The sequence below is a fragment of the Campylobacter sp. BCW_6468 genome, from assembly GCF_001762865.1.
Taxonomy (GTDB): domain Bacteria; phylum Campylobacterota; class Campylobacteria; order Campylobacterales; family Campylobacteraceae; genus Campylobacter_D; species Campylobacter_D jejuni.
The window spans coordinates 106,219-118,807 of the sequence record NZ_MJXQ01000033.1; the positions used below are offsets into that span (position 1 = coordinate 106,219).

General features: G+C 28.1%; 13 protein-coding genes. 11 read left to right on the forward strand and 2 right to left on the reverse strand.

Features of this window, described 5'->3' with window-relative positions:
* Nucleotide 1 precedes the first annotated feature (1 nt).
* Nucleotides 2-691 (reverse strand): dUTPase, encoded by a 690-nt coding sequence (gene dut, locus AJ889_RS05115; RefSeq protein ID WP_002876056.1) that lies wholly within the window; start codon nt 689-691, stop codon nt 2-4.
* Between the two features lie 36 nt (nt 692-727).
* Nucleotides 728-1,291, reverse strand: a complete 564-nt coding sequence (gene ciaI / locus AJ889_RS05120) for an intracellular survival protein CiaI (RefSeq protein WP_002934754.1) — start codon at nt 1,289-1,291, stop codon at nt 728-730.
* 74 nt (nt 1,292-1,365) lie between these two features.
* Here ciaI and AJ889_RS05125 point away from each other — a divergent pair, with 74 nt between their 5' ends.
* The 11 genes from AJ889_RS05125 to AJ889_RS05175 all read left to right on the forward strand — a co-directional run.
* Nucleotides 1,366-1,773, forward strand: a complete 408-nt coding sequence (locus AJ889_RS05125; RefSeq protein ID WP_002934753.1) for a hypothetical protein — start codon at nt 1,366-1,368, stop codon at nt 1,771-1,773.
* A gap of 71 nt (nt 1,774-1,844) precedes the next feature.
* The gene (gene kpsM, locus AJ889_RS05130; protein WP_002934752.1) at nt 1,845-2,627 is read left to right on the forward strand and encodes a capsule polysaccharide transporter KpsM; all 783 of its coding nucleotides are present in this window, start codon (nt 1,845-1,847) and stop codon (nt 2,625-2,627) included.
* Complete coding sequence (locus AJ889_RS05135) at nt 2,624-3,286, forward strand: ABC transporter ATP-binding protein (protein ID WP_002851179.1); 663 nt, start codon at nt 2,624-2,626, stop codon at nt 3,284-3,286. Before kpsM ends, AJ889_RS05135 begins: the two co-directional genes overlap by 4 nt.
* Nucleotides 3,286-4,404, forward strand: coding sequence for a capsule polysaccharide transporter (locus AJ889_RS05140; protein ID WP_002851300.1), 1,119 nt, complete (start codon nt 3,286-3,288; stop codon nt 4,402-4,404). The genes AJ889_RS05135 and AJ889_RS05140 overlap by 1 nt, the downstream gene beginning before the upstream one ends.
* 1 nt (nt 4,405) lies before the next feature.
* Nucleotides 4,406-6,064: a polysaccharide biosynthesis/export family protein gene (locus tag AJ889_RS05145; protein ID WP_002934751.1), complete on the forward strand. Its 1,659-nt coding sequence runs from the start codon at nt 4,406-4,408 to the stop codon at nt 6,062-6,064.
* Between the two features lie 10 nt (nt 6,065-6,074).
* Nucleotides 6,075-7,022: an SIS domain-containing protein gene (locus tag AJ889_RS05150; protein ID WP_002851196.1), complete on the forward strand. Its 948-nt coding sequence runs from the start codon at nt 6,075-6,077 to the stop codon at nt 7,020-7,022.
* The gene (locus AJ889_RS05155; protein ID WP_002934750.1) at nt 7,022-8,656 is read left to right on the forward strand and encodes a glycosyltransferase; all 1,635 of its coding nucleotides are present in this window, start codon (nt 7,022-7,024) and stop codon (nt 8,654-8,656) included. Before AJ889_RS05150 ends, AJ889_RS05155 begins: the two co-directional genes overlap by 1 nt.
* Nucleotides 8,653-9,834, forward strand: coding sequence for a nucleotide sugar dehydrogenase (locus tag AJ889_RS05160; protein ID WP_002851145.1), 1,182 nt, complete (start codon nt 8,653-8,655; stop codon nt 9,832-9,834). The genes AJ889_RS05155 and AJ889_RS05160 overlap by 4 nt, the downstream gene beginning before the upstream one ends.
* A 9-nt stretch (nt 9,835-9,843) precedes the next feature.
* Nucleotides 9,844-11,067, forward strand: a complete 1,224-nt coding sequence (locus tag AJ889_RS05165) for a glycosyltransferase family 2 protein (RefSeq protein ID WP_002858426.1) — start codon at nt 9,844-9,846, stop codon at nt 11,065-11,067.
* A 37-nt stretch (nt 11,068-11,104) separates the two neighbouring features.
* Nucleotides 11,105-12,211, forward strand: a complete 1,107-nt coding sequence (gene glf, locus AJ889_RS05170; protein WP_002858210.1) for a UDP-galactopyranose mutase — start codon at nt 11,105-11,107, stop codon at nt 12,209-12,211.
* A 1-nt stretch (nt 12,212) separates the two neighbouring features.
* A partial coding sequence (locus AJ889_RS05175; RefSeq protein ID WP_032588396.1) for a glycosyltransferase family 2 protein occupies nt 12,213-12,589 on the forward strand: 377 nt, incomplete at its 3' end.

A 12,589-nucleotide genomic window follows, 5' to 3' on the forward strand; every position in this document is an offset into this window, starting at 1 on the left:
ATTATGCCTTTTTGTAGCATTCTTCTAGTTTTTTATAAATAGTATCAAAATCAAGCTCTTGTTCTAAAATTTGAGCTAAAACTTCATTGTCTTCTTTGCCATTCCAAGTTTTTTTATAGCTACCATCTTTGTAACCATTGTTTTGTCTAAAAATATTTAAAACATTTTTACCTATGTAGGTCTTATAAAGAATTTCAAGATTTAGCCCACATTTAATAGCTAGAGTAAAATAGGTTGAAAGTAATTCTCCAAGATTAAATCCAAAACCACTGCATTTATGGATAATAAGCTCTATATCATTTAAAATGCCATAAATATCACCCTCATTAGGGTATTCTTCTTCTTTGCAAAAATCTTGAAACACGCTTACAGCATTAACTTCTGTGGCTATAGCTTTGAAATCTTTATTGTTTTTATCGCGATACTCTTCAAGTAAAAGACTTAAAATAAAATGCCAAATATCGACAATCTCTATACGCACATTTTCCCAATTTGTCGGATTTGAAATGTTTTTCCAATGTTTCCATGCAAAAGAGTCTATAAGTTCTGCACATTCCATATAAATACAGCGTCTCCAACTGATCAGTTTTCCTTCTTTGGTGTAGCCATTTTCCCAATTTAAGCCGTTTGTTTCATCGTTGAGTTTTTGTTGGAGTTTGAGCATATTTTCTAAAATTTCGATATTTGTCATTTAAAAACTCCTTGATAATTTTTAATATTATATGATTTAAGCGTAAAGATTTAAACTATCATCTGTCTTATCTTGATTTTCCTTGGCTTTTTCTTGCTGTTTTTCAAGTTGTTTTTTCATTTGTTCTAAAACTTCATCAAGAAGTTTTTTGCTATCTTCAAGCATGGAAGCATTGATATCTTTATCATCTGTTTGATTTTGTTTTAGTAAATCACTGAGTTTATTTGTAAAATTATTCATAATAGCATTTTGATGGTTTTCATCATTTGGTGTTGGTAGAACATTTGCCATTTGCATAGCTGATTCTATAATTTCTTTTGGCTTTAACTCTCCGACTTTAGAATTTGCTAAAAAGTCTTTGAACATAGGTTCAACTTCTTTCATAGCATTTTTAATCTCATCAAGATCATTTTGTGTGAGCTTAGAGCCTTCAAAAGTAAAGCTAAAGCCATACTGACGCTTAAGATTAAGAGTTTTACCTTCTTCATTATTTGCATAACTCACGCTTTGATTGTCATACATAGATAAGGCTAAATGTTTGCCACTTTTTGTTGTATAATCCATCGAAAAACTTTGGTTTTTGCTAGCATCAATTTGCATTTCTTCCCCTTATATTTATAGTTTAAATTAGAAATCGGTTATTTTTAAAAATATTTTAGTATAATTTTTACAATATGGATGAAAGAATTTTAGAATTTATAAAAAATGAGCAGCTTTTATCTTGGGCTATGATTGATGAAAAAGGTGTTTATACAGCTAGTGCTTTTTATGCTTTTGATGAGAAGAATTTAGCTTTTATTATCGCTTCGCATGAAGATACTAAGCATATAAGATTAGCCAGTGAAAATTCAAGTATAGCACTTAATATAGCCAAAGAAAGTAAAATAGCTTTTTTAAAAGGTGTGCAAGCTAAGGCCGAGTTTAAAATGGCAAGCAAGGAGCAAATGAAAATTTATTTTTCTAAGTTTCTCTTTGCTAAATTTGATAAAAGTGCAAAAATTTATGCTTTAGAGCTTTTTTGGCTTAAATTTACTAACAATGCTTTAGGACTTAGTAAAAAGCTTGAATTTTATAAAAAATAAATTTTTATGATTTTGTTTAAAAAAATGAGTTATGATTATAATTTATGTAAAATTGTTAGGTATAAAAATAAATGTTAAATGTAATTTATGCTTTATTTTTTAGAGAGTTAAAAACTAGATTTGGTAAAAATCGGTATTTAGGATATATATGGGTAGTTGGGGAGCCTATGAGTATTGTACTTTTAGTAACTATCATAGGCACTATTGTTAGAGAATATCATCATCAAGTTATGCCTGAGGGAATTTCTATTTTTATGTTTTTGATTTCAGGCATTATGCCTTTTTTTATGTTTAGAAGTATAGTTACCCAGCTTATGAATGGAACTCAGGCAAATTTAGCTCTTTTTGCCTATAAACCTGTAAAGCCTATACATGTATTTATTGCTAGAACTTTACTTGAGTTTTGTATTTATTTTGTAATTTTTATTATCATACTTTTTTTTGCGGGATGGTTTTTTAGACTTGATGTATTTCCTGTTCATTTGCTTGGAGTTTTGTTTTGTATTTTTTTGCTTATATATTCAGCTTTTGCTTTGGGAATTTGTTTTGCTATTATTTGGCATTTTGTGGAACCTTTAAGAACTTTGCTAGCTTATTTTAGCATAGTGTTTTATTGGACTTCGGGAATTATATTTCCTACTTGGCTAACTCCTCGTCCTTTGCTTGATATATTTTATTATAATCCTTTGCTTCATATTTTTGAACTTTTAAGATTTAATTTTTTTGAAAATTATCCTTTGCAAGATGAATATAGTTATTTTTATGCTATATTTTGGATTTTACTTGTTTTATTTATAGGGCTTTTTATCTATTACTATAATAGACAAGCTTTAACGGCGGTAAAAAAAGAATGATAAAGTTAATTAATCTAACAAAATCTTATCCTTTATTTAGTGGTGGAAGACATTATGTTTTTAAGAATTTTACTTTTGAGTTTCCTGAAAATTGTAGCATAGGTTTGATGGGGTATAATGGAGCGGGTAAATCTACTCTTATGCGTCTTTTAAGCGGGGCAGAACTTCCTGATAGTGGTAAGATAATTACTAATAAAAAATTATCTTGGCCATTGGGTTTAAATGGGGCTTTTCAAGGTTCTTTAACAGCTAGAGATAATGCTAAATTTGTAGCTAGAGTATATGGTTATAAAGGAAAAGAACTCCAAGAAAAAGTAAAATTTGTGGAAGATTTTGCAGAACTTGGGAAATTTTTTGATGAGCCTATGAAGACTTATTCTTCGGGAATGAGTGCTAGGATAGCTTTTGGACTTAGTATGGCCTTTGATTTTGATTATTATTTGATTGATGAAGCAGGAGCTGTTGGAGATCCTGCTTTTAGGGAAAAAAGTGTGAAATTATATAGAGAAAGATTAAGCAAATCAAAAGTGATTATGGTATCTCATAATGTAGCTGAAATTAAAGAATGGTGTGATAAAATAATTTATATGAAAAATGGACAAATTACGGTTTATGATGATGTAGATGAAGGAATAGCTGTATATCAAGGAAAAGTTTAATGGAAGAAAATAAAACTTTATTAGAAAAAATCAAAGATTTAAGTATATTTGATTCTTTTAAAATTGTTTGGTTTATAATGATTTTTGTTGTGATTTATTATACATTGATTGCAGCACCAAGATATGTAAGCACGATGATTTTAGATGTTAGATCAACAAGTGGAGAAAGTGCTCAAACAAGTGGAATCTTGTCTTTGCTTAGTAGTACTTCTACAGCAAGCGAAGATTTAAATTATCTAAAAGGTTATATAGAATCAAGTGATATGTTAAAGATTTTGGATGAAAAAATCAAACTTAAAAATCTTTATCAAGAGCAACATATAGATTTACCTTTTAAAATTTGGGATTCAAGCTCGATAGAATCTTATCTTAAATACTACCAAGCAAGAGTTAAGGTTCATACGGATGAAACCACTAAACTTTTAAAAGTTGAAGTAGAGGGTTTTACACCTAAATCAGCTCATTTGATTGCTCAAGCTATTATGCAAGAAAGCGAAAAATTTATCAACGAAATCTCTCATAAAGCAGCTAGAGAGCAAATGGCTTTTGCTGAAAATGAAGTGCAAAAATACAAAGAACGTTATCAAAAAGCACAAAATGATTTGATTGCTTTTCAAAATAAATATGGAGTTTTTGATCCTTTAAAACAAGCTGAAACTAAAGCAAGTTTAGTTGCGCAAATTGAGGCTAATTTAGCTCAAAAAGAAGCTAAACTTTTAACTTTACAAAGCTATATGAATGATGCAGCACCTGAAGTAGTAGCACTTAAAGCAGAAATTGAAGCGATTAAAAAACAGCTTTTAAGGGAAAAATCTAAAATTTCAGCTAACAATTCTTCTCAAAAGCTTAACGATTTGGCTGCTAAATTTCAGGATTTAACTATAGAAGCTACTTTTGCGCAAAAAGCTTATGAAGCAGCTTTAAAAGCTTATGAAAGTGCTAGAATAGAAGCATTAAGAAAAATAAAACAACTTGTCATCATCCAAAGTCCAGATATTCCAGAAAGCGCAAAATATCCTGAAAGAATTTATGATATTTTAACAGCATTTATTGTATTATCTTTGATTTTTGGGATTGTTAAATTTATTAAAATGATAATAGAGGAGCATAAGTATTAAAATGAAAAAAATATTAATTTTATTTTTTAGTTGTATTTTATGTTTTGGAGCTGTGGATGTTTCACAAATCATTTCAGCAGAGGATCAAGGTTCTGCTACAACTAGCATAGATCAAAATTTAAGCTCAAATTATGATATAGCAAATAAAGAAAATAATCTTACAAAAATTCATCAAATTTTAGTATTTGGCGCTCATCTTTTTAATGGAAATTTTAAAAATTACAATCAAAGAGTTTATAACCCAGATTATAAGATTGCAGTTGGTGATCAAATCAGTCTTAAAATTTGGGGAGCTGTTGAGTTTTCGCAAGTTTTAGTGGTGGATTCTCAAGGAAATATTTTTATCCCTAAAGTAGGAGCTGTAAATTTACTAGGTGTGAAAAATAGCGCCCTTGTAAGTGTTATAAAAGCACGTGTTAATAAAATCTATAAAAGCAATGTTTTTGTTTATGCAGATATGAATGCTTATCAAAATGTCAGTGTTTTTGTAACAGGAAACGTTAATGCTCCAGGACTTTATCAAGGACTTAGTTCGGATTCAGTGATCCAGTATCTTGATAAAGCAGGGGGTATAAATTTAGAATATGGAAGTTTTAGAGATATTCAAATTTTGCGTAATAACAGCGTGATAAAAAATATTGATTTATATGATTTTTTACTAAAGGGGCAAATGGATCTTTTTCCTTTTAGAAGTGGAGATGTTATTTTAGTAGGAAATGTTCAAAATTACGCTTTTGTTAACGGTGATGTGCAAAGACCTTTTCGTTTTGAACTTTCAAATGATATTAAAACTTTAGCTGACTTAGCTAGAGTATCAGGTGCTAAACCTATCGTAACTAATGCTATCGTAAAAAGTTATGGTGAAGATCATAAACTTGATGTCAGTGCTTATAATAAAATGCAATTTTCAAAAGTTTTACTTAGAACGGGAGATGAGGTAGAATTTCACCCTGAGTATGTTTCTGAAAATATAACTATAAGTGTAAATGGCGAGCATAATGGTTTAAAAACTTTAGTTGTGGGTAAAGGAACGACTTTAGAAGATATTTCTAAATTAATTAAAGCTAATCCACAATCAAACATGCAAGCTTTACAAGTGTTTAGAAAAAGTGTAGCTAGAACTCAAAAAGAACTTATCAATGCTCAGCTTAAAGAGCTTGAAACTCTAGCTTTAACTAGTGGTTCTGTTACAGCTCAAGGTGCAGCTATAAGAGCTCAACAAGCAAAAACGATTTTAGAATTTATCCAAAGAGCTAAGCAAGTAGAGCCTAAGGGTCAAATTGTCATTGATAATCCAAAGTCTTATAATTCGGTTATTTTAGAAGATGGTGATACTATTAATGTACCAAGTAAGAATAATCTCATCATAGTTCAAGGTGAGGTTTCTTTACCTGGAGCTTTTGTGTATGATAAGGGCAAAGATTTAAGATATTATATCAATCTTGCAGGAGGTTATGGAGAAAGAGCGGATACTTCAAAAGTTTTGGTGATACGAAGCAATGGAAAAGCTGAAAAATATCATAGTGGTATAGATATGAAACGAGGCGATTCTGTGTTGGTATTGCCAAAAGTGGATAGTGAGAATTTACAAATTTTTTCAATGTTGACTCAAATTCTTTATCAAATTGCTATCGCAACCAATGTTGTGCTTAATCTTTAAGGTTTAAATAATGAATACTCTTGAAATAGCCAAAGAAGTTTTTGAAAAAGAAGCGCAAGCTATTTTGGATTTGGCTACAAATTTAGATGAAAATTTTAATCAAGCTGTAAATTTGATGTTAAATACCAAAGGGCGTTGCATAGTTAGTGGTATGGGTAAATCAGGTCATATAGGCGCTAAGATAGCAGCTACTTTAGCAAGCACAGGAACACCAAGCTTTTTTATCCATCCAGGAGAGGCTTTGCATGGAGATCTTGGAATGTTAACTTCCGAAGATGTTTTAATTGCTATTTCAAATTCAGGAGAAACTGAAGAAATTTTAAAAATCATTCCTGCTATAAAAAAGCGTGAAATTCCACTTATAGTAATGTGTGGTAAAAAAAATTCTACCCTTGTAAAGCAAGGCGATATATTTTTAAATATAGCCGTGGAAAAGGAAGCTTGTCCTTTGCAGCTTGCTCCTATGTCTTCGACAACAGCAACTTTAGTTATGGGGGATGCTTTAGCGGCTGCTTTGATGAAGGTAAGAAATTTCAAGCCTGATGATTTTGCCCTTTTTCATCCAGGGGGAAGTTTGGGACGTAAGCTTTTAACCAAGGTAAAAGATCTTATGGTTTCAAGTAACCTTCCTATAGTGCATCCTGATACCGAATTTAACGATCTTGTTGATGTGATGACTAGTGGAAAACTAGGACTTTGTGTGGTGCTTGAAAATGAAAAATTAGTGGGTATTATCACTGACGGGGATTTGCGTCGTGCTTTAAAAGCAAGCGATAAACCAAGGTTTGATTTTAAGGCCAAAGAAATCATGAGTATAAATCCTAAAGTAGTCGATGCTGATGCTATGGCAAGTGAAGCAGAAGGGATCATGTTAAAACATAAAATCAAAGAAATTATAGTAGGAAAAGAAGAAAAAGTTGTAGGTATTATCCAGCTTTATGCCATAGGAAATGTTTAATGCCTCTTTTATCTGTTATTATTCCTTTTGGATTAAGTAAAGAACGTCCTTATATAGAAGAAAGAGTTCTTCAAAAAGCTAAATTTTTTCAAAGCGATGAGAATATAGAATTTATTTTCGTTGAAGGATATTCATCTAAAGATCACGAGCTTAAAAATTTTATCCAAGCAAACCATCATATTTATCTTAAAGATATGGATCAAAAAGCTTTTTCTCAAGGAAGATGTAGGAATTTAGGAGCAAGTTATGCGCATTCAAATGTTCTTTTGTTTTTGGATGTGGATTGTTATATTTCTTTGGATAATTTTGAAAAAATTTTAAAACTAATTCAAATTAAAAATATTTCTCAAAATATCAATGCTTTGATAGTTTTACCCGTAGTGTATCTTAATAAAGAAGCTAATGAAAAATTAAAGCAATACGATGATAAATTTTGGGATATTTTGATACAAGAGGATTTATTTACAGCAAAAAATACTTGGGTAAAATTTTTTGCCCCAAGTTCTACTTCAAGTATTGTGATAAATAAACATCAGTTTTTAAGATTGGGCGGAAATGATGAAAATTTTATCGGACATGGTTATGAAGATTTTGATCTTTTTGCTAGAATTTTAAAAGCTTGTGTGAGTTTTGAAAAAATGCCTACTAATTTAAGTTATGATGCTAGAAATTGGAATTTTTTTAACTTTAAAGGTTTTAGATCTTGGTTTTCATTGCTTGGTTATGAGGCTTGTTTTTATGGAATTTATATATATCATTTTTATCATATAGAACCCAATCAAAACGCTTATATGCAAAATAAAGATAAGAACCATCAGCTTTTTTATAAGCATTTAAAAAACATCAAAAAACACGATTTAAAGCCTTTGCAAGTTTTTAAAGCCAAAGGTGAAAAAGTTTTAATGCTTTTTAAAGATCAAAATTATGATTTTAAGGATATTAGTGTTTATGTGGGAGAAATTATCTATAAAAATATAAGTGATTTTTTTATAGCTAAAGAGTTAAAATATGAACTTTTGTTGGATTTTTTACAACAAGAAAAAATCACTAAAATATTTTTGGATGCAAGTATAAAACTACAATTTAATGGTATAGATTATTGTGATATTTTTTATTTTCAAAAAGGAATTTTACCTCATTCTTGGTTTTTTGCAAAAAAATTAGATTTAGGTTATAAACAAGATTTAAATTTAAGCGAGCAAAAACTTTATCAAGTGAAAGAATATTTCTTAACTTTAAAGGAGGATGAAAAAAAAGTTATCTTGGATTTTTTAAGCCAAAACAATGATGATAAGTATGATTTGTATAAAATGCTTTATTATTTGATTAACGAGCTTTATAGTTTTGAGCATGATGGGATTTTTTATCAAATCATCATTGATAAAGAAAAAATGCTGATGGCACAAAAACATGATAAAAGCTTTTATCCTTTAAGATCTTTTGTTTATAAACCTTATTTGCATGAGCTTAAGGGTATAAGACCTTTTTCATTTTTGATGAAAATTTTAGGTTTAGAGTATCTTGGTGCTATGATTTCACATACTAAATTTTATCGCTTGGCAAGAAAATTGTTTTTTAATCCTAAGGGATTTTTTGAGGATTTTAATTATAAAATAATGAAAGGTAAAATATGAAAATAGTCATTGTTGGAATTGGTTATGTTGGGCTTGCAAATGCTATACTCTTTTCAAAAAATAATGAAAATGAGGTTGTATTGTTAGATATTGATGAAAATAAAATCCAAAGTATTAATAATCATAAGTCTCCTATTAAAGATAAATTAATTGAAAAGTTCTTTGTGCAAAATATAAGTAAATTACATGCTACTTCAAATATCAAAGAGGCTTATTTTAATGCAGATTTTGCAGTTATTGCTACTCCAACTGATTATGATGAACAGCTTAATTTTTTTGATACAAGAAGTATAGAGAATGTTTTAAAAGATATAAAAAATATAAATTCTAAGATCAATGTTATTATTAAAAGCACTGTGCCTATAGGATATACAAAAACCATAAAACAAAAATTTAATATGTCTAATATTGTTTTTTCTCCAGAATTTTTACGGGAGGGAAGTGCTTTATATGATAGTCTATATCCCAGTAGAATTATTATTGGTGATAAAAGTGTTTTGGGTAAAACTATTGGAGATTTGTTTTTAAAAAATATAGAGAAAAAAAATGTTGATATTTTTTATATGGATTCGGATGAGGCAGAAAGCGTTAAGCTTTTTTCTAATACTTACTTAGCAATGAGAGTGGGATTTTTTAATGAAGTTGATTCGTATGCAAGAAAACATAATTTAAATTCAGCGGATATAATTAAGGGTATTAGTGCTGATGATAGAATTGGAAAATATTACAATAACCCCAGTTTTGGATATGGTGGATATTGTTTACCTAAAGATACAAAACAGTTGCTTGCAAATTTTTATAATATTCCTAATAGTTTAATTAAAGCTATAGTTGAAACTAATGAGATAAGAAAAAAATTTATAACCCAGCTTATTTTAGAAAAAAAACCAAACATTTTAGGTATTTATAGATTAATTATGAAGCAAAATTCTGATAATTTTAGAAATTCTGTGATTATAGATATTATAAAATATTTACAAGAATATAATAGTAATATTGAATTAATAATATACGAACCTTTGGTTAAGGAGAAAAAATTTTTAAATATTAAAGTAGAGAATGATTTTAATGTTTTTGGAGCTAAAGTTGATTTGATCATAGCCAATCGTTTTGATGATAAGCTTAAAGAGATTAAAGATAAAGTTTTTTCAGCAGATGTATTTTATACCGATATTTAGGAAATTACTGTGAAAACTGTAGGTGTAGTTATCCCAATCTATAATGTAGAAAAATATTTAAGAGAATGTTTAGATAGTGTTGTCAATCAAACTTATAAAAATTTACAAGTTGTACTTGTAAATGATGGTAGTACAGATGAAAACTCGCTTAATATAGCCAAAGAATATACTTTAAAAGATGAAAGATTTATACTTTTTGATAAGGAAAATGGGGGGCAAAGTACAGCAAGAAATGTTGGCATAGAATTCTTTAGTAAAGAATATGATTTTAAAAACATTACCCAAGAATTAAAAGAAAACTCTTTAGTAGAATTTAAACTAGACAATGAAGATAATCCTTATAATATTTATAAAATATATAAAAGTTCAAATTTCTTTAAAAACAAAGATGAGCTTTTAAATTTTAAAGCCCCTGATATTGATTATATTATCTTTTTAGATTCTGATGATTATTGGGAATTAAATTGCATAGAAGAATGTGTTCCTAGAATGGATGGGGTTGAGGTGGTTTGGTTTGACAGTTGTAGTATATTTGAAGAAGGATTTAAGAAACAATGGAGTAGTTTGTTAAAATTATATGATTTACATGAGGGGGTTATAAAGTCTAAAGTTTGGTTGGAGTATAGTATAAACAAGAAAATTTATAATTTTTATTTCACTTGGTCGGGTATGATTGATTTTATTTATTTAAAAAACATTAAGCTTAAATTTATTGATTATATTATTCATCAAGATCATCACTTCGGCATGTTATTATTTGCCAAATGTAAATATATTTATATTTTTCCATCATCGATGCATACTTATAGAATAAGATCTAATAGTACAATTAATTTAAGTGATAGTGAACTACAAATTCATATTCCAAGATATATGCAAAGTATTTATGATAGTTTTAATATAAATATTAAAGAAGCTAAAGAATATTATTCTTCAATGAGTATGTTTTATGTTTTAAAAAATTGTTTTAATGATAAAATATTAATGGAGAATAGATATAACGCATATTTATTAGAAAAAGCATTTTTTAAATTTATTTGTGAAAGATGTTTAAGGATATTTTTACTAAAAAGAGATCCTTGTTGTATCAAAATTCAAATAAAAAAAATATTAAAACAGTATAAAAATTATCGCTATGTCCATTTAACAAATTTTTATGGAGCTTTTATTTATTTTAAAATTTTTAAAATAAATATTATTAAAAAATATATAAGATATTTATTTTTCAGGTAATTTTTTTTATAATTAGGTTTTGTGAGGAATGTGATTCATGTATGATTATTTAATTGTTGGTTCTGGATTGTTTGGTAGTATTTTTGCTTACGAAGCAACTGAAAAAGGTTATACTTGTTTAGTTGTGGAGCAAAGGGAACATATTGGAGGTAATTGTTATACCGAAAATATTAAAAATATCAATGTGCATAAATATGGTGCTCATATTTTTAGAACTTCAGATCAGAATATATGGGATTATATGAATCAATTTTGTGAATTTAATCATTTTATCAATTCTCCTATTGCAATCTATAAAGATGAAATTTATAATTTGCCTTTTAATATGAATACTTTTAGTAAATTATGGGGAATTAAAACTCCAAATGAAGCTAGAAAAATAATTGAAATGCAAAAACAAATAATTCAACATCCTCCAAAAAATTTGGAAGAACAAGCTATATCTTTAGTTGGTACAGATGTATATGAAAAACTTATTAAGGGTTATACAGAAAAACAGTGGGGTAGATCTTGTAAGGATTTGCCTGCTTCTATTATAAGAAGATTGCCTGTTCGATATATTTATGACAATAATTATTTTAATGATCCCTATCAAGGTATCCCTAAAGGCGGCTATACGGCAATTTTTGATAAAATGCTAAAAAAAAGTAAAGTTATTTTAAATACTGATTTTTTAAAATATAAAGATAAATTTAAAAATAAAGCTAAAAAAATAGTTTTTACTGGTTGTATTGATGCTTATTATGATTATCGATATGGAGCTTTGGAATATAGAAGTTTAAAATTTGAGCATAAAATATTAAATTTAGACAATTTTCAAGGAGTGGCAGTTGTCAATTATACTGACAAGGAAATACCTTATACTAGAATTATAGAGCATAAGCATTTTGAATTTGGAAATACAGATACAACAGTTATAAGCGAAGAATATCCTTTAGAATGGATTAAGGGTATTGAGCCTTATTATCCAATAAATGATGAAAAAAATCAAGCTTTGTATGAAAAGTATAAGCAATTAGCAAAACACGAGAGTAATGTATATTTTGGGGGAAGATTGGGAGAATATAGATATTATGATATGCAAGATGTTGTAAGATCGGCATTATTATTTTGTAAAAATGAGTTAAAAAATAAGCAAGGATGAAATGATGAATTATAATACTCCAAAAGTTTCTATTGTTGTACCTTCATTAAATTCTATATCATATATAAGAGAATGTATTGATAGTATATTAAATCAAACTTTAAAAGATATTGAGATACTTTGTATTGATGCAAATTCAACTGATGGAACTTTAGAAGTTTTAAAAAACTATGAAAAAAAAGATAAGAGGCTTAGGGTAATAATATCAGATAAGAAAAGTTATGGTTATCAAATGAATCTTGGTATAAAAGAGGCAAAGGGAGAATATCTTGGTATAGTTGAAAGTGATGATTATATTAAAACAAATATGTATGAAAGACTTTATGAAATTGCTAAAAAGAATGATTGTGAAGTTGTTAAAGGGGATTTTTATATATT

Excerpts from the sequence above, each read along its gene's own strand:
- dut (WP_002876056.1), bottom strand. The coding sequence starts at position 691 with ATGACAAATATCGAAATTTTAGAAAATATGCTCAAACTCCAACAAAAA.
- ciaI (WP_002934754.1), bottom strand. The coding sequence starts at position 1,291 with ATGCAAATTGATGCTAGCAAAAACCAAAGTTTTTCGATGGATTATACA.
- AJ889_RS05125 (WP_002934753.1), top strand. The coding sequence starts at position 1,366 with ATGGATGAAAGAATTTTAGAATTTATAAAAAATGAGCAGCTTTTATCT.
- kpsM (WP_002934752.1), top strand. The coding sequence starts at position 1,845 with ATGTTAAATGTAATTTATGCTTTATTTTTTAGAGAGTTAAAAACTAGA.
- AJ889_RS05135 (WP_002851179.1), top strand. The coding sequence starts at position 2,624 with ATGATAAAGTTAATTAATCTAACAAAATCTTATCCTTTATTTAGTGGT.
- AJ889_RS05140 (WP_002851300.1), top strand. The coding sequence starts at position 3,286 with ATGGAAGAAAATAAAACTTTATTAGAAAAAATCAAAGATTTAAGTATA.
- AJ889_RS05145 (WP_002934751.1), top strand. The coding sequence starts at position 4,406 with ATGAAAAAAATATTAATTTTATTTTTTAGTTGTATTTTATGTTTTGGA.
- AJ889_RS05150 (WP_002851196.1), top strand. The coding sequence starts at position 6,075 with ATGAATACTCTTGAAATAGCCAAAGAAGTTTTTGAAAAAGAAGCGCAA.
- AJ889_RS05155 (WP_002934750.1), top strand. The coding sequence starts at position 7,022 with ATGCCTCTTTTATCTGTTATTATTCCTTTTGGATTAAGTAAAGAACGT.
- AJ889_RS05160 (WP_002851145.1), top strand. The coding sequence starts at position 8,653 with ATGAAAATAGTCATTGTTGGAATTGGTTATGTTGGGCTTGCAAATGCT.
- glf (WP_002858210.1), top strand. The coding sequence starts at position 11,105 with ATGTATGATTATTTAATTGTTGGTTCTGGATTGTTTGGTAGTATTTTT.